Origin of the sequence: Enterobacter sp. PGRG2 (genome assembly GCF_030291195.1) — a bacterium.
Taxonomy (GTDB): domain Bacteria; phylum Pseudomonadota; class Gammaproteobacteria; order Enterobacterales; family Enterobacteriaceae; genus Enterobacter_D.
The window spans coordinates 585,209-611,678 of the sequence record NZ_CP127837.1 but is presented as its reverse complement, the minus strand read 5'-3'; the positions used below and the strand labels follow the sequence as shown (position 1 = coordinate 611,678).

Sequence of the window (26,470 nt, the reverse complement as noted above, 5' to 3'; positions counted from 1 at the left end):
CTGGATGCGTTGATCGTACCTGGCGGTTTTGGCGCGGCAAAAAACCTGAGTAATTTTGCCAGCCAGGGGGCGGAATGCACCGTCGACCCCGATCTGAAACGTCTGGCGCTGGCGATGCATGCGGCGGGCAAACCGCTGGGCTTTATCTGTATCGCGCCGGCAATGCTGCCAAAGATTTTCGACTTCCCGCTGCGTCTGACTATCGGCACGGACATTGACACGGCTGAGCTGCTGGAAGAGATGGGCGCGGAACATGTTCCCTGTCCGGTGGATGATATTGTTGTGGATGAAGACAATAAAGTGGTGACCACCCCGGCTTATATGCTGGCGCAGAATATCGCGGAAGTGGCAAGCGGCATCGATAAGCTGGTTGCCCGCGTGCTGGTTCTCGCGGAATGAAACGGCGACGCGCTCCGCTGATGGCGACGTTAAAATCCTGGCTATGGCGGATCCTGCTGGTGCTGATCCTGTTCTGGGGCGGCGGCATCGCGCTGTTTTCCTTCATGCCGGTGCCGTTTTCCGCGGTAATGGCGGAGCGCCAGCTTTCGGCCTGGCTGAGCGGAAATTTCGGCTACGTTGCCCATTCTGACTGGGTCGGCATGGACGATATTTCGCCGTGGATGGGGCTGGCGGTGATCGCCGCGGAAGATCAGAAATTCCCTGAACACTGGGGTTTTGACGTGGCCGCCATCGAAAAAGCCATCTCCCACAACGAACGTAACGAGAACCGCATTCGCGGCGCGTCGACCCTTTCCCAACAGACGGCAAAGAATCTGTTTCTGTGGGACGGTCGGAGCTGGCTGCGTAAAGGGCTGGAAGCGGGCTTAACCCTGGGCATGGAAACGGTATGGAGTAAACGCCGCATTCTGACGGTTTACCTGAATATTGCGGAGTTTGGCGACGGAGTGTTTGGCGTTGAAGCGGCGGCACAACGTTATTTTCATAAGCCAGCCAGCCGTCTGACCATGTCGGAAGCCGCGCTGCTGGCGGCTGTGCTGCCCAATCCGCTGCGCTTTAAGGCTGATGCGCCCTCAGGTTACGTGCACAGTCGACAGGCGTGGATCATGCGCCAGATGCGTCAGCTGGGCGGTGAAGGCTTTATGCGCGACCAGGGGTTGTATCAGTAATCTTCCCCCTCTCCGGCAAGGCGGGGGGACTTATCAGTCTTCGTCAAACCCGGCGTTGAACAGCGCGATCACCGCCGCCAGCGCCTCTTCTTCCTGCGGGCCGGTGGCTTCGATCTCAATCTGACGACCTTTCGCCGAATCCAGCATCAGCAGCGCGATCACGCTGTTCGCTTCTGCTTCTGTCCCTTCTTCATTGCGCAGCAGAACTTCTGCGTCGAAGCCCTGCATCAGTTCAAACAGTTTCATCGCCGGGCGGGCGTGCATGCCCAGCTTGTTAGTGATTTCAACGGTTTGCTTTACGGTCATGATTTGCGTTTTTCCAGCGTACGATGGCGGGATTGCACATTTTTGCCGCGCGAACGGAAGTAATCCGCCAGCTGTTCAGCGATATAAACCGAACGGTGTTTACCACCCGTACAGCCAATGGCAACCGTTAAGTAGCTGCGGTTATTGGTTTCCAGCATCGGCAACCACAGTTCCAGATAGCTGCGCGTCTGATAGATAAAGTTATGTACTTCGGTATGGCGATCAAGAAACGCCGCCACGGGCTTATCCAGACCGGTCATCGGGCGCAGTTTGGGGTCCCAGTGCGGGTTCGGCAGAAAGCGCACATCAAACACGTAATCAGCATCAATAGGAATGCCGTGCTTGAAGCCAAAGGACTCAAAGACCATCGTCAGCTCACGCTCGCGTTTACCCAGCAGACGCGTACGCAGCATTTCGGCCAGTTCGTGCACCGACATTTCCGAGGTATCGACGATCAGATCGGCACGGGAGCGCAGCGGCTCCAGCAGATCGCTCTCTTCGTCGATGGCGCTTTCCAGCGACAGGTTTTTGCTGGACAGCGGATGCAGACGACGGGTATCGCTGTAACGACGGATCAGCGTATTGCGGTCGGCATCAAGAAACAGCAGTTGCGGAGAAAACGCATCGGGCAGGTTGTTCATCGCCTGTTCGAAGATCTCCGGCGATTCCGGCATATTACGCACATCAATGCTCACCGCCGCCGAAATCTGACGGTCAGCAAGCGAGCGCGCCAGTTCTGGCAGCAGCACGACGGGCAGGTTATCGACGCAGTAGAAGCCCATGTCTTCCAGCGCTCGCAGGGCGACAGATTTCCCCGATCCCGAACGACCACTGACGATCATCAGTACCATGTACCCTTTCTCCTCCGGACAACAAAGACGAAGGCCATTTCCTGGTTAAGCATCATCCCGGGAGCCTTCTGTTTCCGTGATGATTTGATAAAGTTCTTCATCGCTTTGCGCGCTGCGCAGACGGCGACAAATGGTTTTATCCGCCAGGCGGCGGGCGACTAAAGAGAGCGTATGCAGATGCGTTTTGGTCTGGTCGGCCGGCACCAGCAGCGCAAACAGCAAATCCACCGGCTGGTTGTCGATAGCATCAAAGGCGATCGGCGTTTCCAGCTGCACAAAGACGCCCACAGCGCGCAGCGTATCTTCCTCCAGCTTACCGTGAGGGATCGCGATACCGTTGCCGATACCGGTGCTGCCCATTTTCTCACGCGTCAAAATCGCCTCGAATACCACCTGCGGCGGTAAGCTTAGCTGTTTGGCGGCCAGTTCACTGATGATTTCCAGCGCACGTTTTTTGCTCTGGCAGTGAACGCCGCAGCGGGTACATTCCTGGTTAAGGACATTGCTCAATTGAAGAGCTGAATCGTTGTTCATCATAATTTCACCTAAGCGCTAACGGTACAAAGGGCCCGTTGTGTTTCACAACAGGCCGTCCTGCACCCGTTAACTGCCCGGACAATTAGTGTTGTTTCAGTTTATCTTTATGTTTAGTGAGCTGCCGTGAAAGTTTATCAATTAAACCATCAATGGCGGCATACATATCCTGCCCTTCCGCACTGGCGTGGATCTCTCCGCCGTTGACATGCAGGGTGGCGTCGGCGATATGCGTCACCTTTTCCACCTTCAGAACAATGTAGACCTGATTGATCCTGTCAAAAAATTGCTCCAGCTTGGCAAATTTTGTCTGTAAAAATTCGCGCAAGGGCTCAGTAATCTCGACGTTATGTCCTGTGATATTGAGCTGCATAGTGTCTTCCTTATCGGTTGAGTCAGACCAGCTGTTTACGCTGGTTAGACGGCGGAATGGATAAAGACTCTCGATACTTCGCAACAGTGCGGCGCGCTACCATGATACCCTGGTCGGACAGCAGGGTAGTTAGCTTACTGTCACTCAGTGGTTTCGCCGGGTTTTCTGCGGCTATCAGTTTCTTCACCAGCGCGCGAATGGCGGTGGACGATGCTTCGCCGCCGCTGTCGGTATTCACATGGCTGGAGAAGAAATATTTAAGCTCAAAAATGCCCCGTGGGCTGTGCAGGTACTTCTGGGTAGTCACACGTGAAATGGTCGATTCGTGCATCTCGACGGCCTGGGCAATGTCGGCCAGCACCATCGGTTTCATATATTCTTCGCCTTTATCAAAAAAGGCCTGCTGCTGCTCAACGATGCAGCGGCTGACGCGCAGCAGCGTGTCGTTACGGCTTTCCAGACTTTTGATCAGCCATTTGGCATCCTGCAAATTACTGCGGATAAACTGGCTGTCCGCGTCATTACGCGATCCGCCGCACATGGCGGCGTAGTGCTGATTTATTTGCAGGCGGGGAATGCTGTCGGAATTAAGCTCGACAGTCCAGCGTCCCTGATGCTTACGTACCAGCACGTCAGGGATAACATATTCGGGTTCGCCCGTCTGGATCGACTGGCCGGGGCGCGGATCGAGCGACTGGATCAGATTGACGGCTTCTTTCAGCACATCTTCTTTCAGCCGCGTTACGCGCATCAGAGAACGGAAATCATGGTTCGCCAGCAGATCAAGATGATCGCTGATGATCAACTGCGCTTCGTCGCGCCAGGGCGTGTCTTTGCTAAACTGCGACAGCTGGATCAGCAGGCAGTCACGCAGATCGCGGGCAGCAACGCCGATCGGATCAAAACGCTGTACGCGCTTGAGCACCGCCTCGACCTCATCCAGCCCGATCTCCTCATCGCCCATGCTTTCAAGAATATCGTCCAGCGAGACGGTGAGATAACCGGTGTCATCAACGGCGTCGACGATGGAGGTGGCAATGGCGCGATCGGTATCCGAGAAGGGGGTCAGTTCCACCTGCCACATCAGGTAATCCTGCAGGGACTGGGTGGTTTCACCCTGATAAACCGGCAGTTCATCATCCTGATAATCGACACCGTTACCCGAAGGCGTACCGGCGGTGTAGATCTCGTCCCAGCTGGCATCCAGCGGCAGCTCGTCGGGCATCTCTTTCTGTTCAAGGGCGTCGACGGCGTCCAGGTTTTCGGTGTCCTGCGTCGGTTGGGCGTCTATCTCATCGTGAAGATCGGTTTGCTCCAGCAACGGGTTGCTTTCCAGCGCCAGTTGAAGCTCTTGCTGAAGTTCCAGCGTAGACAATTGCAACAGACGGATGGCCTGCTGCAATTGTGGCGTCATGGCCAGTTGTTGGCTAAGCCGTAATTGCAAACCTTGCTTCATATTCAGAGCAGTCTTCTCCGCTTAAACCCTTTATTTTCTCTACCCTATCAGAGTCTGAAGCCTTCCCCAAGATATACGCGCTTAACCTGTTCGTCTTCAAGGATTTGCTGCGGCGTACCATGGGCAATCAGGTGCCCCTGGCTGACGATATAAGCCCGCTCACACACGGCCAGGGTTTCGCGGACGTTATGGTCGGTAATCAGCACACCGAGGCCGCTGTCGCGCAGGTGCTCGATAATACGTTTGATGTCGATAACCGAAATTGGATCCACGCCCGCAAAAGGTTCATCCAGCAGAATAAATTTCGGATCCGCAGCCAGCGCGCGGGCGATTTCCACACGGCGGCGTTCACCGCCTGACAACGCCTGGCCGAGGTTATCGCGCAGGTGTTCAATGTGGAACTCTTCCATCAGCTCATTGGCGCGATCTTCACGCTGTTGCGAGGTCAGATCGTCACGGATTTGCAGCACCGCCATCAGGTTATCGAACACGCTCAGACGACGGAAAATCGACGCTTCCTGCGGCAGATAGCCGATGCCGCGACGAGCGCGGGCGTGCAGCGGCAGCAGACTGATGTCTTCATCATCAATGATAATGTTGCCCGCATCGCGCGGCACGATGCCTACCACCATGTAAAAGGTGGTGGTTTTACCCGCCCCGTTAGGGCCTAACAGACCGACAATTTCACCGGATTTAACGGTGAGGCTGACGTCTTCCACCACGCGGCGGCCTTTGTAAGCTTTAGCGAGATTTTTTGCAGTTAAAGTTGCCATAACGGATCAGTTACTCTTTTTTTGTGCCGGAGCCGGGGTTGCGCTTTTGTCCTGCAGTTGCGACGGCACCAGAACGGTGGTGACGCGCTTACCTTTCTCGCTGTAAGCCTGCATTTTCTGCTCTTTCACCAGATAGGTAATTTTGTCGCCTTTGATGTTGCTGTCGAGCTGCTCAAGGAAGGCATCGCCGGTCAGCACCACGAAGTCATTTTGCAGTTCATAGTGCAGCTGAGAGGCATGGCCTTTTACCGGCTTGCCGCTATCCTGCATCTGGTAGAAAGTGGCTGGCTTGCCGAAGCCGTCAATCACTTCTTTACCTTCTTCGCCGCCCGGACGCGTCACCACCACTTTATCGGCATTGATTTTGATGGTGCCCTGGGTGACAACAACGTTGCCGGTGAAGGTTACGACGTTGCCCTGCATGTCTAACGATTGCTGATCGGATTCAATGTGAATGGGCTGATCGGTATCACCGGTCAGCGCAAACGCGGGAATGCTGGCGGCCAGAAGCGTACTGGCAAGCATAAGGTTAAGGCTGAGTTTGTTTGTTTTGAATTTCATATGAGGTTCTAACCTTTTCAATCAGCTCGGCGTTTTTGCTGCGTAAGTTGCCGCGCATTTTCAGGCCGCTGGAATTAAATGTCGTACCGTACAACGTAACCAGATCGTTTGACGTAACATCCTGAGTGATCAGGTTAATCTGGGCGTTATCCGTGGTGATTTTACGCAGTTGAGCATCAGCGGTCAGGGCGTTGACCTCAACGTGTCCATAAAGATAAAGCATCCGGTCATCGGTCAGTTTGGCCTTATCTGCCTTAATTGACCATGTAGGAATTTTGTCTTTGTCGAAAGTCGTCAACACCGGCTGCGTGAACCACGACAGCGCCTGGTCGGAAAAATATTCAACATGCTGCGCGATCAGGCGGTAATTCAGCGCCCCTTCCGGGCTGTAAACCACCGTGTCCGTGTGCTCGCTGCGGTAGGTCGGCTCATTGGTGTTTGCCACCACCTGCTCTGTGTCGTCTCTGTCTGCCAGATTAATGCCAATCAGCACCAGTATTACCAGCGACAGCAGAATGATAACCCAACGTCTGGTTTTACTCATATTGATTGCCCTGTGGCTGCTTCAAGTTTGCCCTGCGCCAGTAACAGCAGATCGCAGACTTCCCGGACGGCCCCGCGGCCGCCATTAATGTAGGTCACGTAATCGGCACGCGGGATCAGCATCGGGTGCGCATCAGCTACCGCCACGCTCAGACCCACGTCCGCCATCACCGGCCAGTCAATGAGATCGTCGCCAATATAGGCCACTTCATCGGCTGATACCGCCAGATCGGAAAGCAGCTGTTTAAACGCAATGCGTTTATCGGACTGCCCCTGATACAGATGCGTAATGCCGAGCGTAACGCAGCGATCTTCTAACAGTTTAGCCTTACGGCCCGTAATTATCGCCACCTCAATACCGGAGGTGAGGGCGCAACGAATGCCATAACCATCACGGACGTTAAACGCCTTTAACTCTTCGCCGTTGTTGCCCATAAAAATCAGTCCATCCGACATGACACCATCCACGTCGAGGATCAGCAGGCGGATTTTCTCCGCCTTTGCCATCACTTGCGCGCTGACGGGACCGTAGCAGGTTGCAAGTGAAGCACCAGCGTTACTCATTCTTTTTATCCTTATTACACTACGCCTGCGCGCAGTAGATCATGCATATGTACCACACCCAGCAACTGGTCGCCATCGGCAACCATAACCACGGTGATGTGGCGGGACTGCATCAGGTTGAGCGCGTCGACCGCCAGCACCCCGGAACGTACGCGAATACCGCCGGGAGTCATGACGTCAGCAATGCCGAGATTGCGGACATCCGCGCCCATATCGAATACGCGGCGTAAGTCGCCGTCGGTGAAAATACCTTCGATTTTCATCAAATCGTCGCAGATGACCGTCATGCCCAGATTTTTGCGCGTGATTTCCAGCAGCGCATCACGCAGCGTGGCGTCTTTGCTGACGTGCGGGATCTCATCGCCGGTGTGCATGATGTCATTCACCCGCAGCAGCAGTTTACGGCCAAGGGCGCCGCCCGGATGGGAAAGGGCAAAATCTTCCGCCGTAAAGCCGCGGGCCTTTAACAGCGCCACCGCCAGCGCATCGCCCATCACCAGCGCCGCGGTGGTGCTGGAGGTCGGCGCCAGCCCCAGCGGGCAGGCTTCACGCGGTACTTTAACGCATAAATGAATGTCTGCCGCCCGCGCCATACTGCTTTCCGGACGGCTGGTCATGCAGATCAGCGGCACCTGCAAACGTTTTAATACCGGGATCAGCGCCAGGATCTCGTTGGATTCGCCGGAATTCGACAGGGCGATGACAATATCCTGCGGCGCGACCATCCCCAGATCGCCGTGCGCCGCTTCGCCGGGATGCACGAAGAACGACGGGGTGCCGGTACTGGCGAAAGTCGCCGCCATTTTGCGGGCGATATGACCCGATTTGCCCATGCCCATCACCACGATTTTACCGGCGCAGTAGAACATTTTTTCGCAGGCTTCGCTGAAGTCCTGATTAATGTACTGATCGAGATGTGCCAGGCCTTCACGTTCAATATCCAGGACATCCTTACCTGCCTGCTGAAAGTCAAAGCCCGGCGGCAAATCTATTTGCGACATATTCAGTTCCCATTAACCGGTAAAAAAAGGCGACAGCCAGTAAAGCATCGCCATCCAAAGGATAAAGCCGCCGATCAACAGCGCGCCCGCGCCTTTACCCGTCTGACACCGTGGACGCCAGCACAACAGGGCGAAGATCACGCTGACCACCAGCATTACCCCATAATCACGGCTGAACGCGAGCGGGTTAAACGCGCCGGGGGCGATAAGCGCCGGCAGGCCCAGCACGATAGCTAAATTGAAAATATTGGAACCAATAATGTTCCCGATGGCGATGTCATCTTCGCCTTTGCGGGCGCCCGCAATCGCCGTCGCCAGTTCCGGTAAGCTGGTGCCAATGGCGATGACGGTCAGCCCGATGGTCAGCTCGCTCATGGCAAAGAAGTTCGCCAGCACGGTGGCGTTATCGATCACCATGCGGGTGGCCATCGGCATGATGATCAGCGCCACGCCTAACCACAAAAAGGCCACCGACAGGCTGCCTTCGCGGGGCAACTCGGCGATCTGCTCGCGGGTCAGGCTGTCATTGCCCTGACGTTCGGCGAGGCGGCCTATTTTCACAATAAACAGCAGCCATGCAACCGCCAGTAATAGCAGGAAGATCCCGTCCAGACGGGTCAGGCTGCCGTCATAGAGCACGCTGCCTGCCAGCAGGCTCATGATTAACATTAGCGGCAATTCGCGACGCAGAATATCAGAATGTACGGTAAAAGGATGGAGCAGGGCGGCAAGGCCTAAGATCAACAGGATGTTGACGATGTTGGATCCGATCGCCGTACCGATCGCGAGATCGATCTGCCCGTGCATAGAAGCGGCGGCGGAAACGATGATTTCAGGCAGCGAGGTGCCGATACTCACCACCGTAAGGCCGATGACAAGCGGCGGGATCCCCAGACTGCGGCAAAGGATAGATGCGGCAAACACCAGACGATCGGCACTGTAGACCACCAAAAGTAAACCAATTATTAACAGCGCCGTGGCTAAAAGCATCTAAAGTCCTTTCTTCAGGTATAATCATCGGCCCGCTACCACGATCGTCTGGCAGGATTGGGATCGTAAAACCAATGATTTCCTAATTTTGACTTTATGCGGCTTAAAAGTAAAACAAATGCCAGCTTTCGCTAACCACAGCGAGTAATATTCTGTAAAAATGTTGGGTTCAGGGTGCGACAACGCGAAATGCTTACCCCTAACAAGGCTAAAAGGATCAGTAAATGAGCCAGACTGTGGCGAATTTAGTCGATGTCCGAGGCGTCAGCTTCTCACGGGGCAGCCGGACCATCTTCGACAATATTTCGCTGACGGTCCCGCGCGGAAAGATCACCGCGATCATGGGTCCGTCAGGGATCGGTAAGACAACGCTGCTTCGCCTCATTGGCGGTCAGATCCCGCCGGATGCCGGTGAGATCTTATTTGATGGCGAAAACGTGCCGGAGATGTCCCGCACCAGGCTGTACACCGTGCGCAAAAGAATGAGCATGCTGTTTCAGTCCGGGGCGCTGTTCACCGATATGACCGTTTTTGATAACGTCGCCTATCCGTTGCGTGAACATACGCCTTTGCCTGCGCCCTTGCTGAAAAGCACGGTGATGATGAAGCTGGAAGCCGTCGGGCTTCGCGGCGCGGCTAAACTGATGCCGTCTGAACTGTCGGGCGGCATGGCGCGTCGCGCGGCGCTGGCGCGGGCCATCGCGCTGGAACCCGATCTGATCATGTTTGATGAGCCTTTTGTCGGCCAGGATCCCATCACCATGGGCGTGCTGGTAAAGCTGATTTCAGAACTGAACAGTACGCTGGGCGTCACCTGTATCGTCGTCTCCCATGACGTACCGGAAGTGCTGAGCATCGCGGATTACGCCTATATTGTGGCGGACAAAAAAATCGTTGCCCATGGCAGCGCGCAAGGATTGCAGGAGAATGCCGATCCCCGGGTGCGTCAGTTCCTGGATGGCATTGCGGATGGGCCGGTACCTTTCCGTTTTCCTGCTGGCGATTATCTTCACGATTTATTAGGAACAGGGAGTTAATCCACTCATGCTGTTAAATTCACTGGCTTCCCTCGGACAGCGCGGCATCAGTATGCTCGCCACGTTCGGGCGCGCCGGGTTGATGTTATTCAATGCGCTGGTCGGTAAACCCGAGTTTCGCAAGCATGCGCCGCTGCTGGTTCGCCAGCTTTATAACGTGGGCGTGCTGTCGATGCTGATCATCATCGTGTCCGGTTTTTTTATCGGCATGGTGCTGGGGTTGCAGGGCTACCTGGTGCTTACCACCTACAGCGCGGAAACCAGTCTCGGTATGCTGGTGTCCCTTTCGCTGCTGCGTGAACTCGGGCCGGTCGTCGCCGCGCTGCTGTTCGCTGGCAGGGCCGGTTCTGCGCTGACCGCTGAAATCGGGCTGATGCGCGCCACCGAACAGCTTTCCAGTATGGAAATGATGGCCGTCGATCCGCTGCGGCGGGTGATTTCACCGCGCTTCTGGGCGGGGGTGATCTCGCTGCCGTTGCTGACGATTATTTTCGTCGCCGTCGGCATCTGGGGCGGTTCGCTGGTGGGCGTGAACTGGAAAGGCATTGATGCCGGCTTCTTCTGGTCAGCAATGCAAAACGCCGTCGACCTGCGTCTGGATCTGGTTAACTGTCTGATTAAGAGTGTGGTGTTCGCCATTTCGGTAACCTGGATTGCATTATTCAATGGTTATGATGCAATTCCGACCTCAGCAGGGATTAGCCGGGCTACTACACGTACCGTTGTGCACTCATCGTTGACCGTTCTTGGCCTCGATTTTGTGCTCACCGCACTGATGTTTGGGAATTGAGTGATGCAAACGAAAAAAAGTGAAATTTGGGTTGGCGTGTTTTTGCTGATCGCCATGCTGGCGGCGCTGTTTGTTTGTCTGAAAGCGGCGGATGTGACCTCTTTGCGCAGTGAACCGACGTACCGTATTTATGCCACTTTCGATAACATCGGCGGCTTAAAAATGAACTCCCCGGTGCGTATCGGCGGCGTTGTCGTTGGACGGGTCGCGGATATTACCCTTGACCAGAAAACCTATCTGCCCCGCGTGTCGCTGGATATTGAAGAGCGCTACAACCAGATCCCGGACACCAGCTCGCTGGCGATCCGCACCTCTGGCTTGTTGGGCGAGCAATATCTGGCATTAAACGTCGGCTTTGACGACCCGGAGCTGGGGTCTTCTATGCTTAAAGAAGGCAGTACGATCCAGGACACCAAATCGGCCATGGTGCTTGAGGATCTGATCGGACAATTCCTTTACAACAGCAAAGGAAGCGATAATAAGCCATCAGAGGATGCGCCAACGCCGGATGCCGCTAATACTGATGCAACGGCACCTGCTGGCCCGACGATTCATTGAGGAGAATTAACGCATGTTTAAACGACTTTTAATGGTAGCAATGCTGGTGATTGCCCCGCTGACTGCCGCCACTGCGGCGGATCAGAGCAATCCTTACACCATGATGCAGGAAGCGGCGAAAAAGACCTTTGATCGCCTCAAAAACGAACAGTCGCAAATCCGTTCCAATCCGGATTACCTGCGTCAGATCGTCGATCAGGAGCTGCTGCCCTATGTGCAGGTGAAATATGCCGGCGCGCTGGTGCTGGGTCGCTATTACAAAGAGGCTACCCCGGCGCAACGTGACGCCTACTTTGCTGCGTTCCGTGAATATCTGAAGCAGGCCTATGGCCAGGCGCTGGCGATGTACCACGGTCAGAGCTATCAGATTGCCCCGGAAAAACCGCTGGGCGATGCGACTATCGTGCCGATCCGCGTCACCATCATCGATCCAAACGGTCGTCCGCCGGTGCGTCTGGATTTCCAGTGGCGTAAAAACAGCCAGTCCGGTAACTGGCAGGCGTATGACATGATCGCCGAAGGCGTCAGCATGATCACCACCAAACAGAACGAGTGGAGCGATCTGCTGCGTACCAAAGGTATTGATGGCCTGACCGCGCAGTTGCAGTCGATCTCTCGTCAGAAGATCACCCTGCAAGAGAACAAATAATGGCGCAGCATCTCAGCTGGACACGTGACGGCGAGCGCCTTGCATTGCAGGGCGAGCTTGATCAGGACGTGCTTAACCCGCTCTGGGATGCGCGAGCTGAGGCGCTGCAGGGCGTGAGCGTCATCGATCTCACCGCGCTTACGCGGGTGGATACCGCTGGCGTCGCCCTGCTGGTGCACTTCATCGCGCTGGTCAAAAAACAGGGCAGGGCGGTGAAACTGGAAGGCGTCAGCGATAACGTCCTGACATTAGCGCAACTTTATAATTTGCCTGCCGACGCCCTGCCTCACTAATATTTTCAGTACGTTACTACCCGTAGCCTCGCGAGATTTTTTAGCGAGGCTTTTTGCTTATTTAAGACAGCGCCACTTTCCTCTAAGATGTTGGACTGTTTTCATTCTCGGACAATAGTAGATCCCATGGAAAATCATGAAATTCAGAGCGTGCTGATCAATGCACTCTCACTCCAGGAAGCCCACGTCACCGGCGATGGCAGTCACTTTCAGGTTATTGCTGTGGGTGAAATTTTTGACGGCATGAGCCGGGTCAAGAAGCAGCAAGCTGTTTATGGCCCGCTGATGGAATACATTGCGGACAACCGCATCCATGCCGTCTCGATCAAAGCGTATACCCCGGCTGAATGGGCGCGCGATCGTAAACTTAACGGTTTTTGAGCTGCCGGTTACGCACCGTCAGCATTTGTGAATTCTTAACAGAGAACAGATGAATGGATAAGTTTCGTGTACAGGGGCCAACGCGGCTTCAGGGCGAAGTGACAATTTCCGGCGCGAAAAACGCGGCCCTGCCAATTCTTTTCGCCGCTTTGCTGGCCGAAGAGCCTGTTGAAATCCGTAACGTTCCGAAACTGAAAGATATTGATACCACCATGAAGCTGCTCAGCCAGCTGGGCATGAAAGTGGATCGCAACGGCTCCGTGTGGATCGATGCCCGTGACGTCAATATCTTCTGCGCGCCTTACGATCTGGTGAAAACCATGCGCGCTTCTATCTGGGCGCTTGGCCCGCTGGTGGCGCGTTTTGGTCAGGGTCAGGTTTCCCTGCCGGGCGGCTGTGCGATTGGCGCGCGTCCGGTTGACCTGCACATCAGCGGCCTTGAGCAGCTGGGCGCGCAGATCAAACTGGAAGAAGGTTACGTTAAAGCGTCTGTGGATGGCCGCCTGAAGGGCGCGCATATCGTGATGGACAAGGTCAGCGTCGGCGCGACCGTCACCATCATGTCCGCCGCTACCCTGGCAGAAGGCACCACCATTATCGAAAACGCGGCCCGTGAGCCGGAGATCGTCGATACGGCGAACTTCCTCAATACGCTGGGCGCGAAGATCACCGGCATGGGCACCGACAAGATCACCATCGAAGGCGTTGAACGTCTTGGCGGCGGCGTCTACAGCGTGCTGCCTGACCGTATCGAAACCGGTACTTTCCTGGTGGCGGCAGCCATTTCCGGCGGCAAAATTGTTTGTCATAAAGCGCAGCCGGATACGCTGGATGCGGTACTGGCGAAACTGCGTGAAGCGGGTGCCGATATCGAAGTGGGCGAAGACTGGATCAGCCTCGACATGCACGGCAAACGTCCGAAAGCGGTTAACGTGCGTACCGCGCCGCACCCGGCTTTCCCGACTGACATGCAGGCGCAGTTCACGCTGCTGAACCTGGTGGCGGAAGGGACAGGTGTGATCATCGAAACGATCTTCGAAAACCGTTTCATGCACATTCCTGAGCTGATCCGTATGGGCGCGCACGCCGAGATCGAAAGCAACACCGCGATCTGCCATGGTGTGGAAACCCTGTCGGGCGCACAGGTAATGGCGACCGATCTGCGTGCATCCGCAAGCCTGGTGCTGGCGGGTTGTATCGCTGAGGGCACCACCATCGTCGACCGTATTTATCACATCGACCGTGGTTACGAGCGTATTGAAGACAAACTGCGTGCGCTCGGTGCGAACATTGAGCGCATAAAAGGCGAATAAGCTAAGCGGTAATGCAACCCCCTGTACGCAGGGGGTTGTTGCATTGTAGATGGCGTACAGCCGCTATTTATGCTTCTGCTGGCGCATCATGCTGGTGCGATCGATAAACTCATGGGTGACCGGATCGTGGTAACGCGACGGCCAGATAATCCAGGGATCCGTGTCCAGCGCCTTCGCAATGATCCATTCCCCTTTCGGCCATGAGCGCGTCAGCGCATTTGCCAGCGTCGATGAACTTAGCCCGTTCCGGCGCGACTCCGCGGCCAGCGACGTCCCTTTCTTACGCAATCCGGCGATGATATCGGCAGGATGCCAGTCGATAAATTTATTTTCCATCACTCCTCCCTGCGGTTGAATTATGCGCGGCTTATCCTGATGCGCCGCAGCAATTCACTATACTCCTTGCGACGTGTTGTTCTAAAAAGTTCATGTAAACGAAAGTGCAATTCAGAATTTATTAAGGTCGAAATAGCAGGATATAAGCGATTATCGGGAAGGTAGTGAAAACTTATAAGAACTTATTAGAATCTTTCCGCGCATGACGCGGAAAGATATCGGCAGCATTAACGATCGCGCTGAACGGCGATGTGGGCGAGGCCAATAAGCGCATCGCGCCACGGCGTATCAGGCAATACCTGCAAGGCATGAATGGCCTTGTCGGCTTCTTCTTCGGCGCGACGACGCGTCCATTCCAGCGAACCGCAATCGGCCATGGCTTCCAGAACCGGCTCTAAAAGATGCCGTCCGTTGCCCTGTTCGATGGCTTCGCGGATCATCTGCGCCTGTTGCGGCGTACCGTTACGCATTGCGTGTAACAGCGGCAGGGTCGGTTTACCTTCGTTGAGATCGTCGCCGACGTTTTTGCCTAAGGTTTCCCCGTCGGCGCTGTAATCAAGCAGATCGTCAATAAGCTGGAACGCGGTGCCCAGATAGCGGCCATAATCCTGCAGCCCTTTTTCCTGCGCGGCGCTACAGTCTGCGAGAATGCCGGAGCACTGGGCAGCCGCTTCAAACAGACGCGCGGTTTTGCTGTAGATCACCCGCATGTAGTTTTCTTCGGTGATGTTCGGATCGTTGACGTTCATCAGTTGCAGCACTTCGCCTTCGGCAATGACGTTTACCGCTTCCGACATTACCTCCAGCACCTTCAGCGAGCCTAAGCTGGTCATCATCTGGAAGGAGCGCGTATAGATAAAATCGCCCACCAGCACACTGGCAGCATTGCCAAAAGCCGCGTTAGCCGTGGCTTTGCCGCGGCGCATATCTGACTCGTCTACCACGTCATCATGCAGCAGCGTGGCGGTGTGGATAAATTCGATTAATGCTGCGAGGGTGATGTGCGCATTTCCGTCATAGCCAATAGCCCGTGCGGCAAGCACCGCGATCATCGGACGGATGCGTTTGCCGCCGCCGCTGACGATGTAGTAACCCAACTGGTTGATCAACTGGACATCGGAGTTGAGCTGTTGAAGGATAGTCGCATTCACACCCGCCATATCTTGCGCGGTTAACTCATTGATTTTTTCTAAATTCATCGCTAATGCCGGGCTTAAAGTCCTGTTTACCACATATCAAAATGGGATAACGAAGGGTTACGGGTTAGAATAGTATCGTCGATTGTACTGAAAAAACCCGCCAGATAAACGTTACCATACACGTTGTGTTTTTTTTCTTCGCGGATTGATGATCACTCTTGTCAAAGCTTCGCGTTTTGCGTAATATTCGCGCCCTATTGTGAATATTTATAGCGCACTCTGAATCACACAAAAGGTGCGCGGAAGCGGAGTTTTTTATGTACGCGGTTTTCCAAAGTGGTGGTAAACAACACCGAGTAAGCGAAGGTCAGACCATTCGCCTGGAAAAGCTGGACATCGCAACTGGCGAAACTATCGAGTTCGCTGAAGTTCTGATGATCGCAAACGGTGAAGAAGTCAAAATCGGCGTTCCTTTCGTTGATGGCGGCGTTATCAAAGCTGAAATCGTTGCTCACGGTCGTGGCGAGAAAATTAAGATTGTTAAGTTTCGTCGTCGTAAACACTACCGTAAGCAGCAAGGCCATCGTCAGTGGTTCACTGATGTTAAAATCACTGGCATCAGCGCTTAAGACTAGGGGAGCAGATTTAAATGGCACACAAAAAGGCTGGCGGCTCAACTCGTAACGGTCGCGATTCAGAAGCTAAACGTCTGGGCGTAAAACGCTTTGGCGGAGAAGCAGTACTGGCAGGTAGCATCATCGTTCGTCAACGTGGTACTAAATTCCACGCTGGCAGCAACGTTGGTTGTGGCCGTGACCACACTCTGTTCGCTTTGACTGACGGTAAAGTTAAGTTCGAAGTTAAAGGCCCGAAAAACCGTAAGTTCATCAGCATCGTTGCTGAATAAGTTTTTCGCGTCCCGGTAACGGATGAAAGCCCCGCAACACGTTGCGGGGCTTTTTACATTCGACGTCCGGAAAAATCTCTTGTAGGGAAAACGGGCAATGAAGCAGCAGGCAGGCATTGGAATTCTTTTGGCGCTGACGACAGCCATGTGCTGGGGTGCATTGCCAATCGCAATGAAGCAGGTGCTGGAAGTGATGGAACCACCAACTATCGTGTTCTATCGCTTTTTAATGGCAGCTATTGGTCTTGGCCTGATTCTGGCCGTTAAAGGCAAACTGCCGCCGATGCGCATTTTTCGGCAGCCCCGCTGGTTGGTGTTGCTTGCCATTGCTACCGGGGGCTTATTCGGGAATTTCATTCTCTTCAGCTCTTCTCTACAATATTTGACCCCAACGGCATCACAGGTGATTGGACAGCTCTCACCGGTGGGCATGATGGTCGCCAGCGTGTTCATTCTTAAAGAGAAGATGCGCGGCACACAGATCATAGGGGCGATAATGCTGCTTTGCGGACTGGTGATGTTTTTCAACACCAGCCTGGTGGAGATCTTCACCCGCCTGACCGATTACACCTGGGGTGTGATCTTCGGCGTGGGAGCGGCAACGGTCTGGGTAAGCTATGGCGTCGCGCAAAAAGTATTATTGCGTCGTCTGGCCTCACAGCAGATCCTCTTTTTGCTGTACACTTTATGTACAATAGCTTTGTTGCCGCTGGCGAAACCGGCCATGATCGCCGAACTCAGCCAATGGCAACTGGCGTGCCTGGTGTTTTGCGGGCTGAATACGCTGGTCGGTTATGGCGCGCTGGCGGAAGCCATGGCGCGCTGGCAGGCGGCGCAGGTGAGCGCGTTAATCACGTTGACGCCGCTGTTTACACTGTTGTTTTCAGATTTATTATCACAGGCCTGGCCCGATGTCTTCGCCAGACCGATGTTAAACCTTTTAGGTTATCTCGGTGCGTTTGTCGTGGTTGCGGGCGCGATGTATTCCGCCATAGGCCATCGCCTGTGGGGACGTCTGCGCAAGCGTGAAGTGGTTGTCACTTTACCCCGCTCAGGCGAATGAGTAACGGAGAGTAAAATGAAGTTTGTTGATGAAGCGACGATCCTGGTCGTGGCAGGTGATGGCGGTAACGGTTGTGTAAGCTTCCGCCGTGAAAAATATATTCCCCGTGGCGGCCCTGACGGCGGCGACGGTGGTGACGGTGGCGATGTCTGGCTGGAAGCGGACGAAAACCTGAATACCCTTATCGATTACCGCTTTGAAAAATCTTTCCGCGCTGAGCGTGGTCAGAATGGTCAAAGCCGTGACTGTACCGGTAAGCGCGGTAAAGACACCTGCGTTAAGGTGCCGATCGGTACGCGTGTTATCGATCAGGGCACCGGCGAAACCATGGGCGACATGACCAAACACGGTCAGCGTCTGATGGTGGCTAAAGGCGGCTGGCACGGTCTGGGTAACACCCGTTTCAAATCGTCCGTCAATCGTACGCCGCGTCAGAAGACCATGGGGACGCCTGGCGAAAAGCGTGACATTCAGCTGGAGCTGATGCTGCTGGCTGACGTGGGGATGCTGGGGATGCCGAACGCCGGTAAATCCACCTTTATCCGCGCTGTCTCTGCGGCGAAGCCGAAGGTCGCGGATTATCCGTTTACCACCCTGGTGCCAAGCCTTGGCGTGGTGCGTATGGATAACGAGAAGAGCTTTGTGGTGGCAGACATCCCTGGCCTTATCGAAGGGGCGGCGGAAGGCGCCGGTCTGGGTATTCGCTTCCTGAAGCACCTTGAGCGTTGCCGCGTACTGCTTCACCTCATCGACATCGATCCGATCGATGGTTCAGATCCGGCGGAAAATGCGCGCATCATCACTGGCGAGCTGGAAAAATACAGTGAAAATCTGGCCAGTAAGCCGCGCTGGCTGGTCTTTAACAAGATCGACATGATGGACAAAGCGCAGGCCGAAGAAAAAGCGAAAGCTATCGCCGAAGCTCTGGGCTGGGAAGATAAGTATTACCTGATTTCCGCCGCCACCCAGCAGGGCGTTAAAGACCTGTGCTGGGATGTGATGACCTTCATCATCGAGAACCCAATCGTTCACGCTGAAGAAGAGAAGCAGCCAGAGAAAGTCGAATTCATGTGGGATGATTATCATCGCCAGCAGCTGGAAGAAGCGGAAGCTGAAGAAGACGACGAAGACTGGGATGACGACTGGGATGAAGAAGACGACGAAGGCGTTGAGTTTATCTACAAGCGTTAATCCAGACTAACTCTCTGCCAGCCAAAAGCCCGGTACGCATAACGCGACCGGGCTTTTTGTTTAGTTGTTCTGGTAAATATCTTTATACAGACGGCTTTCAAACCGCACCAGCGGAATGCGGCGGTTACGCTGATCGGCAGGCTCAACGGCATAGCCGGACAGATACTGCACGAACGCCATCCGCTGACCGCTGGCGGTGGTAATAAAGCCCGCCAGATTGTAGACGCCCTGCAGAGAGCCGGTCTTCGCCGATACTTTACCGTCCACGCCTGCGGCATGCAGACCCGCGCGGTACTGCAACGAGCCGTCGTAGCCCGCCAGCGGCAGCATCGAGATAAAGTTAAGCTCGGTATCATGCTGAGCAATATATTGCAGCACCTGCATCATGGTGGCGGGAGAAATCAGGTTATGACGCGACAGGCCAGAGCCATCCACCACAATGCTGTTCCCCAAATCGACGCCCGCCTGCTGGCGGAGGATCTGCCGTACCGCGTCAGCGCCGGCGCGCCAGGTGCCCGGCACGCCAAAACGCGCATGGCCGATAGTGCGGAAAACCGTGTCGGCGATCATATTGTCGGATTTTTTCAGCATGATCTTCAGCAGATCGTGCAGGGGAGCCGACTGCTTGCTGGCGATCACCGTGCCCGGTTCATTGACCAGCGTCTGACGCAGCAGGGTGCCGCTATAGGTGATCCCCGCCTGTTTCAGTTCATCTTTAATAATGGCGCCGGCATAGCTTGCGCCGTCCTGAATGGCGAACGCCAGCGGCAGGGGGTCAGCACGCTGCGTCATACAGCCTGTCAGCGTGAAACGGTTTAAGTCACCCGGAACCACGTCCAGCTCGCAGTACTGGCCCTCAGCGCTGCCACGGGCCAGCGTACGCACCTGGCTGAACATGTTCACCGGGTAATAGGAGGCGACGCGGATAAATGCCAGATCATTGGCTTTCTGAGCGCTGTAGAGGGAAACCGAGAAACAGTTACGGTCGACAATGGCGGCCGCTGGTGGAGCACTGAAGCATTGCGTCATGTCATTCCATGGCCAGCCAGGCGCTTTGTCATGACTGGCGAAAATGGAGGTGTCGATAAGCACGTTGCCCGCGATTTCACGCACGCCCGCTTTTTTCAGAACCGCCACCATATTGCGAATATCCTGACGTTTTAACGTCGGATCGCCCCCAAAACGCGCCGTCAGATCGCCTTGTAAGACGCCGTTTTCAATCGGGGCTTTGCTTTCAAGCGTGGTCGTGAAGCGGTAATCGGGGCCAAGTTGCAGCAGAGCGGCAAGGGCGGTGATCACTTTCTGCGTACTGGCGGGAAGGGCCATCTGCTGGCTGTGATAATCAATATCCGGTGCCTGAGCGCCAATCTTCTGCACCATCAGGGCGAGGTTCGCGCCGGCAGGCAACTGATTGATGTACTCGTCGACATTCGCCGCCTGAACATTCATCGCTATACTTGTGGTCAATCCGATGACAAATCTGGAAAATCGCATAATCTCGCGCTAACAACCTGGAAACAGGCCGTCATACTACGGTGCATCGCCCTTGAAAGTAAACGATGACCCATAGTGAACTTCGCGGTAAAATGCGTATCAAATTGAAAAATTGCTTCTGACCTGGGGCTGTGACTCCGGGTCAGTTTTCTTTTGCTTCTGGTCCGGGAACCCGATGAAAAACGGGCGGGCTTAGCTGCCGGGGCGGGACACCGCTCCCTACAGGAATGTTCAAGAGGTATAACAAATGCAAGCTATTCCGATGACCTTACGCGGTGCTGAAAAACTGCGCGAAGAGCTGGATTTTCTCAAGTCCGTACGCCGTCCTGAAATTATCGCGGCCATCGCCGATGCCCGTGAACATGGCGATCTGAAAGAAAACGCCGAGTACCATGCCGCCCGTGAACAGCAGGGCTTCTGCGAAGGCCGTATCGCTGATATCGAAGCGAAGCTGTCCAACGCGCAGGTGATCGACATTGCTAAAATCCCGAACAACGGGCGTGTGATTTTTGGCTGTACGGTAACCGTGCTGAACCTCGACAACGACGAAGAGCAGACCTACCGCATCGTGGGCGATGACGAGGCTGATTTTAAGCAGAATCTGATTTCTGTGAATTCGCCTATCGCCCGTGGCCTGGTGGGTAAAGAGCAGGACGATGTCGTGGTCATCAAGACGCCGGGCGGCGAAGTTGAATTCGAAATCATCAAAGTGGAATATCTTTGATTAGGTTACAATGTGTAATATGTTGACGCATTGTAAAGAAAAGAAAAAGGCCGCGAAGCGGCCTTTTAACAACACTCAGAGCGTGGCATTTTGCTCGTCTGCTTTTAGAAAACCCCTCGTTTTACACAGATTTTGTGTTTAACTCAGGATATTCTTAACGTGGCAGCGCGATTTTACGGTCTGCTGTTGGGCGATACAGAACCAGCGTTTTACCGATGACCTGTACATTACAGGCGCCGGTTTCACGAACAATGGCTTCCACGATCAACGTCTTGGTTTCGCGGTCTTCAGTCGCGATTTTAACCTTGATAAGCTCATGGTGTTGTAACGCATGTTCAATCTCGGCCAGTACCCCTTCGGTCAGACCATTGTTGCCAAGCTGTACTACTGGCTTGAGCGGATGTGCCAGACCTTTCAGGTGCTGTTTTTGTTTAGTACTCAGATTCATCGTATATTTTTGCTTACGTTGGGATTGAAAACGGTTCATTCTACCGCCATCTCCCTTATATCGCCAAATTGCCGTGTGGAAATTTACACCATCGGCTCACGATGAACCCAGATGGAATGTTAAATGACAGGTAAAAAGCGTTCTGCCAGCTCCAGTCGCTGGCTTCAGGAACACTTTAGCGATAAATATGTTCAAGCGGCACAGAAAAAAGGGTTACGTTCCCGTGCCTGGTTTAAACTTGATGAAATACAGCAAAGTGACAAACTTTTTAAGCCGGGGATGACAGTTGTTGACCTTGGCGCAGCACCTGGCGGCTGGTCACAGTATGTGGTAACACAGATTGGTGGCAAAGGCCGTATCATCGCATGTGATCTTTTACCTATGGATCCTATCGTTGGTGTGGACTTCCTTCAGGGCGATTTTCGTGATGAATTAGTCGTGAAAGCGTTACTTGATAGGGTAGGCGACAGTAAAGTCCAGGTCGTAATGTCAGATATGGCACCGAACATGAGCGGAACACCCGCGGTGGATATTCCCCGCGCCATGTATCTGGTGGAGCTGGCATTGCAGATGTGTCGGGACGTATTGGCACCTGGCGGCAGTTTTGTAGTGAAGGTGTTTCAGGGCGAAGGCTTCGATGAGTATCTAAGGGAAATTCGCTCCCTGTTTACGAAGGTTAAAGTTCGTAAGCCGGACTCTTCCCGTGCGCGATCACGTGAAGTGTACATTGTAGCGACCGGGCGAAAATCATAACCCGTTGATTTCAGACAATCGTTTGAATGAAGCTGGATATGGCGTATCCTGACGCTGTTTTTAACACAGTTGTAATATGAGGTTAATCCCTTGAGTGACATGGCGAAAAACCTAATACTCTGGCTGGTCATTGCCGTCGTGCTGATGTCAGTATTCCAGAGCTTTGGGCCCAGCGAGTCTAATGGCCGTAAGGTGGATTACTCTACCTTCCTGCAAGAGGTCAATCAGGACCAGGTTCGCGAAGCGCGTATCAACGGACGTGAGATCAACGTTACCAAGAAAGATAGTAACCGTTACACGACTTACATCCCGGTAAACGACCCGAAACTGCTTGATAACCTGCTGACGAAAAACGTCAAAGTGGTTGGCGAGCCGCCGGAAGAACCGAGCCTGCTGGCTTCTATCTTTATTTCCTGGTTCCCGATGCTGTTACTGATTGGGGTCTGGATATTCTTTATGCGTCAGATGCAGGGCGGCGGTGGCAAAGGCGCCATGTCGTTCGGCAAGAGCAAGGCGCGTATGCTCACTGAAGATCAGATTAAAACCACGTTTGCTGATGTCGCAGGTTGCGATGAAGCGAAAGAAGAAGTGGCGGAACTGGTTGAGTACCTGCGTGAACCGAGCCGTTTCCAGAAACTGGGCGGTAAAATTCCAAAAGGCGTGCTGATGGTGGGGCCGCCGGGTACCGGTAAAACGTTGCTGGCGAAAGCTATCGCCGGTGAAGCGAAAGTGCCGTTCTTTACGATTTCCGGTTCGGACTTCGTGGAAATGTTCGTGGGTGTCGGTGCCTCTCGTGTGCGTGACATGTTCGAACAGGCTAAAAAAGCCGCGCCGTGCATCATCTTTATCGATGAAATCGACGCCGTAGGCCGTCAGCGTGGCGCAGGTCTGGGTGGTGGTCACGACGAACGTGAGCAGACCCTGAACCAGATGCTGGTTGAGATGGATGGCTTCGAAGGTAACGAAGGCATTATCGTTATCGCCGCGACTAACCGTCCGGACGTGCTTGACCCGGCGCTGCTGCGTCCAGGCCGTTTCGACCGTCAGGTTGTGGTCGGTCTGCCGGATGTACGTGGTCGTGAGCAGATCCTGAAAGTGCATATGCGTCGCGTACCGCTGTCACCGGATATTGACGCGGCAATCATTGCCCGCGGCACGCCTGGCTTCTCGGGCGCGGATCTGGCGAACCTGGTGAACGAAGCGGCGCTGTTTGCTGCCCGTGGTAACAAACGCGTCGTGTCGATGGTGGAATTCGAGAAAGCGAAAGACAAAATCATGATGGGTGCGGAACGTCGCTCCATGGTGATGACGGAAGCGCAAAAAGAATCCACGGCGTATCACGAAGCAGGCCATGCGATTATCGGTCGTCTGGTGCCGGAACACGATCCGGTGCATAAAGTGACTATCATCCCGCGCGGCCGTGCGCTGGGCGTGACCTTCTTCCTGCCTGAAGGTGACGCGATCAGCGCCAGCCGTCAGAAGCTGGAAAGCCAGATTTCGACGTTGTACGGCGGTCGTCTGGCAGAAGAGATCATCTACGGTGCGGAGCATGTTTCCACCGGTGCGTCGAACGACATTAAAGTCGCGACTAACCTGGCGCGTAACATGGTCACCCAGTGGGGCTTCTCCGATAAACTCGGTCCGCTGCTTTACGCAGAAGAAGAAGGCGAAGTGTTCCTTGGCCGTTCTGTCGCAAAAGCGAAGCATATGTCTGATGAAACGGCACGTATCATCGACCAGGAAGTCAAAGCGCTGATTGAGCGTAACTACAATCGCGCCCGTGAGATCCTGAATGCGAATATGGATATTCTGCATGCGATGAAAGATGCGCTCATGAAATATGAGACCATCGACGCACCGCAGATCGATGACCTGATGGCTCGCCGCGATGTGCGTCCGCCAGCGGGTTGGGAAGATCCGGGCGCGTCCAACAACTCTGACAACAACGGCACCCCGCGTGCGCCGCGTCCGGTCGATGAACCGCGTACGCCGAATCCGGGCAATACCATGTCAGAGCAGCTGGGCGACAAATAAGTTTTTCGCACTGATGCTGTGTCTGTATTACTTCAAACCCTGGAGCTTGCTCCGGGGTTTTTTATTATTCTGTTCACCTCGTTATACAAGGGATGATTTATGAAACGCTTTGCTCAGGGGTCAGTGCTCGACCTGTCGCATCCACATGTTATGGGCATTCTGAACGTTACCCCGGATTCCTTTTCTGACGGTGGCGCGCATAACACGCTGATCGAGGCAGTAAAGCACGCTAACCTGATGATCAATGCGGGGGCGACCATTATCGACGTCGGCGGCGAATCGACACGTCCGGGGGCGCTGGATGTCAGCGTGGATGAAGAGTTGTCCCGCGTGGTGCCGGTGGTTGAAGCGCTGGCGCAGCGTTTTGAAGTGTGGATCTCGGTTGATACCTCAAAGCCGGAAGTGATCCGCGAAATTGCCCGCGTCGGCGCGCATCTTATCAATGACATCCGTTCCCTGACGGAGCCGGGGGCGCTGGAGGCGGCGGCGGAAACCGGGCTGCCGGTCTGTCTGATGCATATGCAGGGCGACCCCAAAACCATGCAGGATGCGCCAAAATACGATGATGTTATTACTGACGTAACGCGCTTTTTTATCGACAATATTGCACGTTGCGAACAGGCGGGCATCGCAAAAGAGAAATTGTTGCTCGACCCGGGATTCGGTTTCGGTAAGAATCTGTCCCACAACTATGCGCTGCTCGCCCGCTTATCTGAATTCCATCAGTTTGATCTACCGTTGCTGGTGGGAATGTCGCGCAAATCGATGATTGGCCAGCTACTGAATGTAGGGCCTTCTGAACGCCTCAGCGGCAGCCTGGCGTGCGCGGTGATCGCGGCAATGCAGGGCGCGCATATTATTCGTGTCCATGACGTAAAAGAAACGGTAGAGGCTATGCGAGTGGTCGAAGCCACACTGTCAGCGAAGGGAAAGAAACGCTATGAGTGAACGTAAATATTTTGGAACAGATGGTATTCGTGGTCGTGTAGGCGATGCGCCAATTACGCCGGATTTCGTTCTTAAACTCGGCTGGGCCGCCGGTAAAGTCCTGGCGCGCCATGGCTCGCGTAAAATCATTATCGGTAAAGATACGCGCATTTCCGGCTACATGCTGGAATCGGCGCTGGAAGCCGGGCTATCAGCGGCGGGCATTTCCGCCTCTTTTACCGGCCCAATGCCGACGCCTGCTGTCGCGTACCTGACGCGGACCTTCCGCGCGGAAGCGGGAATTGTGATTTCCGCCTCCCATAACCCGTTCTACGATAACGGTATTAAATTCTTCTCCATCGACGGCACCAAACTGCCGGATGACGTGGAAGAGGCGATTGAAGCCGAACTGGAAAAAGAGATCACCTGCGTGGATTCGGCGCTGCTGGGTAAAGCCAGCCGTATCGTCGATGCCGCCGGGCGTTACATTGAATTCTGCAAAGGCACCTTCCCGAACGAACTCAGCCTTAAGGGTCTGAAAATTGTGGTTGACTGCGCGCACGGCGCAACCTACCACATCGCGCCAAACGTCTTCCGCGAGCTGGGCGCTCACGTCATCACCATTGGCTGTGAGCCGAACGGCGTGAACATCAACGAGGAAGTAGGGGCAACGGACGTTCGTACGTTGCAGGCCCGCGTGGTGGCCGAAAAAGCCGATATCGGTATCGCCTTCGACGGTGACGGTGACCGCGTGATCATGGTGGATCATGAAGGTAACAAGGTTGATGGCGATCAGATCCTCTATATAATCGCCCGTGAAGGTCTTCGTCAGGGTCAGCTGCGCGGTGGCGCAGTCGGCACGCTGATGAGCAATATGGGGCTGGAGCTGGCGCTGAAACAGCTCGGCATTCCGTTTGCGCGCGCAAAAGTGGGCGACCGCTACGTGCTGGAAAAACTTCAGGAGAAAGGCTGGCGCATTGGTGCGGAAAACTCCGGCCATATTCTGCTGCTGGACAAAACCACTACCGGCGACGGTATCGTGGCTGGCCTGCAGGTTGTGGCGGCGATGGTACGTAACCATATGACCCTGCACGACCTGTGCAGCGGTATGAAGCTGTTCCCGCAAATCCTCATTAACGTACGCTTTACGGCTGGCAACGGCGATCCGCTGGAAGATGAAACCGTGAAAGCGGTCACCGCAGAAGTGGAAGCGGCGCTGGGTAATCGCGGCCGCGTGTTGCTGCGTAAATCCGGTACCGAGCCGTTGATCCGTGTGATGGTGGAAGGTGAAGACGAAGCGCAGGTAACGGCATTTGCTAACCGCATTGCGGACGCAGTGAAAGCGGTATAAGTA

33 protein-coding genes are annotated in these 26,470 nt (G+C 54.6%); 18 read left to right on the top strand and 15 right to left on the bottom strand.

All coding sequences use genetic code 11. The features are described from left to right. Both elbB and mtgA read left to right on the top strand, forming a co-directional pair. Window positions 1–399 (top strand): isoprenoid biosynthesis glyoxalase ElbB (gene elbB, locus QRD42_RS02585; protein ID WP_321988119.1); only part of this gene is annotated, 399 nt, incomplete at its 5' end. A gap of 20 nt (window positions 400–419) precedes the next feature. Further along, on the top strand, window positions 420–1,127 hold the full coding sequence (gene mtgA, locus QRD42_RS02580; RefSeq protein WP_412176316.1) for a monofunctional biosynthetic peptidoglycan transglycosylase: 708 nt from the start codon (window positions 420–422) through the stop codon (window positions 1,125–1,127). Window positions 1,128–1,160: 33 nt separating this feature from the next. On the opposite strand, the gene npr is transcribed toward mtgA, so the two are convergent. From npr to QRD42_RS02525, 11 genes are all read right to left on the bottom strand, one after another. Next, window positions 1,161–1,433 carry a PTS phosphocarrier protein NPr gene (gene npr, locus QRD42_RS02575; RefSeq protein ID WP_072569560.1) on the bottom strand — a complete coding sequence of 91 codons (273 nt, stop codon included), beginning with the start codon at window positions 1,431–1,433 and terminating at the stop codon, window positions 1,161–1,163. Further along, entirely contained in the window at window positions 1,430–2,284 is an 855-nt protein-coding gene (gene rapZ, locus QRD42_RS02570) for an RNase adapter RapZ (RefSeq protein ID WP_072569561.1), read from the bottom strand. Before rapZ ends, npr begins: the two co-directional genes overlap by 4 nt. Before the next feature lie 45 nt (window positions 2,285–2,329). Then, window positions 2,330–2,821, bottom strand: coding sequence for a PTS IIA-like nitrogen regulatory protein PtsN (ptsN, locus tag QRD42_RS02565; RefSeq protein WP_321988118.1), 492 nt, complete (start codon window positions 2,819–2,821; stop codon window positions 2,330–2,332). Between the two features lie 82 nt (window positions 2,822–2,903). Then, window positions 2,904–3,191, bottom strand: a complete 288-nt coding sequence (gene hpf, locus QRD42_RS02560; protein WP_072569563.1) for a ribosome hibernation promoting factor — start codon at window positions 3,189–3,191, stop codon at window positions 2,904–2,906. 22 nt (window positions 3,192–3,213) lie between these two features. Next, window positions 3,214–4,647, bottom strand: a complete 1,434-nt coding sequence (rpoN, locus tag QRD42_RS02555) for an RNA polymerase factor sigma-54 (protein ID WP_072569564.1) — start codon at window positions 4,645–4,647, stop codon at window positions 3,214–3,216. Between the two features lie 47 nt (window positions 4,648–4,694). Beyond that, a complete protein-coding gene (lptB, locus tag QRD42_RS02550) occupies window positions 4,695–5,420 on the bottom strand; it encodes an LPS export ABC transporter ATP-binding protein (RefSeq protein ID WP_072569565.1) in 726 nt (241 codons plus the stop codon). Window positions 5,421–5,426: 6 nt separating this feature from the next. Further along, entirely contained in the window at window positions 5,427–5,981 is a 555-nt protein-coding gene (lptA, locus tag QRD42_RS02545) for a lipopolysaccharide ABC transporter substrate-binding protein LptA (RefSeq protein WP_072569566.1), read from the bottom strand. Beyond that, a complete protein-coding gene (gene lptC, locus QRD42_RS02540; protein WP_072569567.1) occupies window positions 5,950–6,525 on the bottom strand; it encodes an LPS export ABC transporter periplasmic protein LptC in 576 nt (191 codons plus the stop codon). The genes lptA and lptC overlap by 32 nt, the downstream gene beginning before the upstream one ends. After that, window positions 6,522–7,088, bottom strand: a complete 567-nt coding sequence (gene kdsC / locus QRD42_RS02535; RefSeq protein ID WP_072569568.1) for a 3-deoxy-manno-octulosonate-8-phosphatase KdsC — start codon at window positions 7,086–7,088, stop codon at window positions 6,522–6,524. The genes lptC and kdsC overlap by 4 nt, the downstream gene beginning before the upstream one ends. A 14-nt stretch (window positions 7,089–7,102) precedes the next feature. After that, window positions 7,103–8,089: an arabinose-5-phosphate isomerase KdsD gene (gene kdsD / locus QRD42_RS02530; RefSeq protein ID WP_072569569.1), complete on the bottom strand. Its 987-nt coding sequence runs from the start codon at window positions 8,087–8,089 to the stop codon at window positions 7,103–7,105. Between the two features lie 12 nt (window positions 8,090–8,101). Further along, the gene (locus QRD42_RS02525) at window positions 8,102–9,079 is read right to left on the bottom strand and encodes a calcium/sodium antiporter (protein ID WP_318363375.1); all 978 of its coding nucleotides are present in this window, start codon (window positions 9,077–9,079) and stop codon (window positions 8,102–8,104) included. Window positions 9,080–9,303: 224 nt separating this feature from the next. Here QRD42_RS02525 and mlaF point away from each other — a divergent pair, with 224 nt between their 5' ends. The 7 genes from mlaF to murA all read left to right on the top strand — a co-directional run bounded on the left by mlaF (window position 9,304) and on the right by murA (window position 14,100). Then, window positions 9,304–10,116, top strand: coding sequence for a phospholipid ABC transporter ATP-binding protein MlaF (gene mlaF / locus QRD42_RS02520; protein WP_072569571.1), 813 nt, complete (start codon window positions 9,304–9,306; stop codon window positions 10,114–10,116). A gap of 7 nt (window positions 10,117–10,123) precedes the next feature. Then, the gene (gene mlaE, locus QRD42_RS02515; RefSeq protein WP_072569572.1) at window positions 10,124–10,906 is read left to right on the top strand and encodes a lipid asymmetry maintenance ABC transporter permease subunit MlaE; all 783 of its coding nucleotides are present in this window, start codon (window positions 10,124–10,126) and stop codon (window positions 10,904–10,906) included. Window positions 10,907–10,909: 3 nt separating this feature from the next. After that, entirely contained in the window at window positions 10,910–11,464 is a 555-nt protein-coding gene (gene mlaD, locus QRD42_RS02510) for an outer membrane lipid asymmetry maintenance protein MlaD (RefSeq protein ID WP_318374497.1), read from the top strand. Between the two features lie 13 nt (window positions 11,465–11,477). Next, window positions 11,478–12,113, top strand: coding sequence for a phospholipid-binding protein MlaC (gene mlaC / locus QRD42_RS02505; RefSeq protein ID WP_318374498.1), 636 nt, complete (start codon window positions 11,478–11,480; stop codon window positions 12,111–12,113). Then, window positions 12,113–12,406 (top strand): lipid asymmetry maintenance protein MlaB, encoded by a 294-nt coding sequence (mlaB, locus tag QRD42_RS02500; protein ID WP_072569575.1) that lies wholly within the window; start codon window positions 12,113–12,115, stop codon window positions 12,404–12,406. The genes mlaC and mlaB overlap by 1 nt, the downstream gene beginning before the upstream one ends. 126 nt (window positions 12,407–12,532) lie before the next feature. Next, window positions 12,533–12,787: a BolA family iron metabolism protein IbaG gene (gene ibaG, locus QRD42_RS02495; protein WP_072569576.1), complete on the top strand. Its 255-nt coding sequence runs from the start codon at window positions 12,533–12,535 to the stop codon at window positions 12,785–12,787. A 53-nt stretch (window positions 12,788–12,840) separates the two neighbouring features. After that, on the top strand, window positions 12,841–14,100 hold the full coding sequence (murA, locus tag QRD42_RS02490; protein WP_072569577.1) for a UDP-N-acetylglucosamine 1-carboxyvinyltransferase: 1,260 nt from the start codon (window positions 12,841–12,843) through the stop codon (window positions 14,098–14,100). A 63-nt stretch (window positions 14,101–14,163) separates the two neighbouring features. Here murA and sfsB read toward each other — a convergent pair whose 3' ends face one another. Both sfsB and ispB read right to left on the bottom strand, forming a co-directional pair. Next, window positions 14,164–14,436 carry a DNA-binding transcriptional regulator SfsB gene (gene sfsB, locus QRD42_RS02485; protein ID WP_072569578.1) on the bottom strand — a complete coding sequence of 91 codons (273 nt, stop codon included), beginning with the start codon at window positions 14,434–14,436 and terminating at the stop codon, window positions 14,164–14,166. A 227-nt stretch (window positions 14,437–14,663) separates the two neighbouring features. Next, the gene (ispB, locus tag QRD42_RS02480; RefSeq protein ID WP_072569579.1) at window positions 14,664–15,635 is read right to left on the bottom strand and encodes an octaprenyl diphosphate synthase; all 972 of its coding nucleotides are present in this window, start codon (window positions 15,633–15,635) and stop codon (window positions 14,664–14,666) included. Between the two features lie 257 nt (window positions 15,636–15,892). On the opposite strand from ispB, the gene rplU reads away from it, so the two are divergent. The 4 genes from rplU to cgtA all read left to right on the top strand — a co-directional run bounded on the left by rplU (window position 15,893) and on the right by cgtA (window position 18,736). Beyond that, window positions 15,893–16,204 (top strand): 50S ribosomal protein L21, encoded by a 312-nt coding sequence (rplU, locus tag QRD42_RS02475; protein WP_072569580.1) that lies wholly within the window; start codon window positions 15,893–15,895, stop codon window positions 16,202–16,204. Window positions 16,205–16,224: 20 nt separating this feature from the next. Continuing rightward, window positions 16,225–16,482, top strand: coding sequence for a 50S ribosomal protein L27 (gene rpmA, locus QRD42_RS02470; RefSeq protein WP_017457338.1), 258 nt, complete (start codon window positions 16,225–16,227; stop codon window positions 16,480–16,482). A gap of 97 nt (window positions 16,483–16,579) precedes the next feature. Beyond that, window positions 16,580–17,545 (top strand): DMT family transporter, encoded by a 966-nt coding sequence (locus QRD42_RS02465; RefSeq protein WP_072569581.1) that lies wholly within the window; start codon window positions 16,580–16,582, stop codon window positions 17,543–17,545. A 15-nt stretch (window positions 17,546–17,560) separates the two neighbouring features. Beyond that, window positions 17,561–18,736, top strand: a complete 1,176-nt coding sequence (gene cgtA, locus QRD42_RS02460; protein ID WP_072569582.1) for an Obg family GTPase CgtA — start codon at window positions 17,561–17,563, stop codon at window positions 18,734–18,736. Window positions 18,737–18,796: 60 nt separating this feature from the next. Here the strand turns inward: cgtA and dacB are convergent, their stop codons facing one another. Beyond that, the gene (dacB, locus tag QRD42_RS02455) at window positions 18,797–20,230 is read right to left on the bottom strand and encodes a serine-type D-Ala-D-Ala carboxypeptidase (protein WP_072569583.1); all 1,434 of its coding nucleotides are present in this window, start codon (window positions 20,228–20,230) and stop codon (window positions 18,797–18,799) included. A gap of 247 nt (window positions 20,231–20,477) precedes the next feature. On the opposite strand from dacB, the gene greA reads away from it, so the two are divergent. Then, window positions 20,478–20,954, top strand: coding sequence for a transcription elongation factor GreA (gene greA, locus QRD42_RS02450; protein ID WP_072569584.1), 477 nt, complete (start codon window positions 20,478–20,480; stop codon window positions 20,952–20,954). A 154-nt stretch (window positions 20,955–21,108) separates the two neighbouring features. Here greA and yhbY read toward each other — a convergent pair whose 3' ends face one another. Beyond that, a complete protein-coding gene (gene yhbY, locus QRD42_RS02445) occupies window positions 21,109–21,402 on the bottom strand; it encodes a ribosome assembly RNA-binding protein YhbY (protein WP_072569585.1) in 294 nt (97 codons plus the stop codon). Window positions 21,403–21,525: 123 nt separating this feature from the next. On the opposite strand from yhbY, the gene rlmE reads away from it, so the two are divergent. The 4 genes from rlmE to glmM all read left to right on the top strand — a co-directional run bounded on the left by rlmE (window position 21,526) and on the right by glmM (window position 26,467). Next, the gene (gene rlmE, locus QRD42_RS02440) at window positions 21,526–22,155 is read left to right on the top strand and encodes a 23S rRNA (uridine(2552)-2'-O)-methyltransferase RlmE (protein ID WP_072569586.1); all 630 of its coding nucleotides are present in this window, start codon (window positions 21,526–21,528) and stop codon (window positions 22,153–22,155) included. A gap of 99 nt (window positions 22,156–22,254) precedes the next feature. Further along, the gene (gene ftsH / locus QRD42_RS02435; protein WP_072569587.1) at window positions 22,255–24,189 is read left to right on the top strand and encodes an ATP-dependent zinc metalloprotease FtsH; all 1,935 of its coding nucleotides are present in this window, start codon (window positions 22,255–22,257) and stop codon (window positions 24,187–24,189) included. A gap of 99 nt (window positions 24,190–24,288) precedes the next feature. Then, window positions 24,289–25,137 carry a dihydropteroate synthase gene (folP, locus tag QRD42_RS02430; RefSeq protein ID WP_072569588.1) on the top strand — a complete coding sequence of 283 codons (849 nt, stop codon included), beginning with the start codon at window positions 24,289–24,291 and terminating at the stop codon, window positions 25,135–25,137. After that, on the top strand, window positions 25,130–26,467 hold the full coding sequence (gene glmM, locus QRD42_RS02425) for a phosphoglucosamine mutase (RefSeq protein ID WP_072569589.1): 1,338 nt from the start codon (window positions 25,130–25,132) through the stop codon (window positions 26,465–26,467). Before folP ends, glmM begins: the two co-directional genes overlap by 8 nt. Window positions 26,468–26,470 lie beyond the last annotated feature (3 nt).

Coding starts and splice junctions, on each gene's coding strand:
- ibaG (WP_072569576.1), top strand. CDS start 12,533: ATGGAAAATCATGAAATTCAGAGCGTGCTGATCAATGCACTCTCACTC.
- ispB (WP_072569579.1), bottom strand. CDS start 15,635: ATGAATTTAGAAAAAATCAATGAGTTAACCGCGCAAGATATGGCGGGT.
- lptC (WP_072569567.1), bottom strand. CDS start 6,525: ATGAGTAAAACCAGACGTTGGGTTATCATTCTGCTGTCGCTGGTAATA.
- npr (WP_072569560.1), bottom strand. CDS start 1,433: ATGACCGTAAAGCAAACCGTTGAAATCACTAACAAGCTGGGCATGCAC.
- QRD42_RS02525 (WP_318363375.1), bottom strand. CDS start 9,079: ATGCTTTTAGCCACGGCGCTGTTAATAATTGGTTTACTTTTGGTGGTC.
- folP (WP_072569588.1), top strand. CDS start 24,289: ATGAAACGCTTTGCTCAGGGGTCAGTGCTCGACCTGTCGCATCCACAT.
- rapZ (WP_072569561.1), bottom strand. CDS start 2,284: ATGGTACTGATGATCGTCAGTGGTCGTTCGGGATCGGGGAAATCTGTC.
- glmM (WP_072569589.1), top strand. CDS start 25,130: ATGAGTGAACGTAAATATTTTGGAACAGATGGTATTCGTGGTCGTGTA.
- ftsH (WP_072569587.1), top strand. CDS start 22,255: ATGGCGAAAAACCTAATACTCTGGCTGGTCATTGCCGTCGTGCTGATG.
- lptA (WP_072569566.1), bottom strand. CDS start 5,981: ATGAAATTCAAAACAAACAAACTCAGCCTTAACCTTATGCTTGCCAGT.
- mtgA (WP_412176316.1), top strand. CDS start 420: ATGGCGACGTTAAAATCCTGGCTATGGCGGATCCTGCTGGTGCTGATC.
- rpmA (WP_017457338.1), top strand. CDS start 16,225: ATGGCACACAAAAAGGCTGGCGGCTCAACTCGTAACGGTCGCGATTCA.
- QRD42_RS02465 (WP_072569581.1), top strand. CDS start 16,580: ATGAAGCAGCAGGCAGGCATTGGAATTCTTTTGGCGCTGACGACAGCC.
- mlaD (WP_318374497.1), top strand. CDS start 10,910: ATGCAAACGAAAAAAAGTGAAATTTGGGTTGGCGTGTTTTTGCTGATC.
- sfsB (WP_072569578.1), bottom strand. CDS start 14,436: ATGGAAAATAAATTTATCGACTGGCATCCTGCCGATATCATCGCCGGA.
- kdsD (WP_072569569.1), bottom strand. CDS start 8,089: ATGTCGCAAATAGATTTGCCGCCGGGCTTTGACTTTCAGCAGGCAGGT.
- yhbY (WP_072569585.1), bottom strand. CDS start 21,402: ATGAATCTGAGTACTAAACAAAAACAGCACCTGAAAGGTCTGGCACAT.
- mlaF (WP_072569571.1), top strand. CDS start 9,304: ATGAGCCAGACTGTGGCGAATTTAGTCGATGTCCGAGGCGTCAGCTTC.
- lptB (WP_072569565.1), bottom strand. CDS start 5,420: ATGGCAACTTTAACTGCAAAAAATCTCGCTAAAGCTTACAAAGGCCGC.
- mlaC (WP_318374498.1), top strand. CDS start 11,478: ATGTTTAAACGACTTTTAATGGTAGCAATGCTGGTGATTGCCCCGCTG.
- rpoN (WP_072569564.1), bottom strand. CDS start 4,647: ATGAAGCAAGGTTTGCAATTACGGCTTAGCCAACAACTGGCCATGACG.
- murA (WP_072569577.1), top strand. CDS start 12,841: ATGGATAAGTTTCGTGTACAGGGGCCAACGCGGCTTCAGGGCGAAGTG.
- dacB (WP_072569583.1), bottom strand. CDS start 20,230: ATGCGATTTTCCAGATTTGTCATCGGATTGACCACAAGTATAGCGATG.
- kdsC (WP_072569568.1), bottom strand. CDS start 7,088: ATGAGTAACGCTGGTGCTTCACTTGCAACCTGCTACGGTCCCGTCAGC.
- cgtA (WP_072569582.1), top strand. CDS start 17,561: ATGAAGTTTGTTGATGAAGCGACGATCCTGGTCGTGGCAGGTGATGGC.
- rlmE (WP_072569586.1), top strand. CDS start 21,526: ATGACAGGTAAAAAGCGTTCTGCCAGCTCCAGTCGCTGGCTTCAGGAA.
- mlaB (WP_072569575.1), top strand. CDS start 12,113: ATGGCGCAGCATCTCAGCTGGACACGTGACGGCGAGCGCCTTGCATTG.
- mlaE (WP_072569572.1), top strand. CDS start 10,124: ATGCTGTTAAATTCACTGGCTTCCCTCGGACAGCGCGGCATCAGTATG.
- greA (WP_072569584.1), top strand. CDS start 20,478: ATGCAAGCTATTCCGATGACCTTACGCGGTGCTGAAAAACTGCGCGAA.
- hpf (WP_072569563.1), bottom strand. CDS start 3,191: ATGCAGCTCAATATCACAGGACATAACGTCGAGATTACTGAGCCCTTG.
- ptsN (WP_321988118.1), bottom strand. CDS start 2,821: ATGATGAACAACGATTCAGCTCTTCAATTGAGCAATGTCCTTAACCAG.
- rplU (WP_072569580.1), top strand. CDS start 15,893: ATGTACGCGGTTTTCCAAAGTGGTGGTAAACAACACCGAGTAAGCGAA.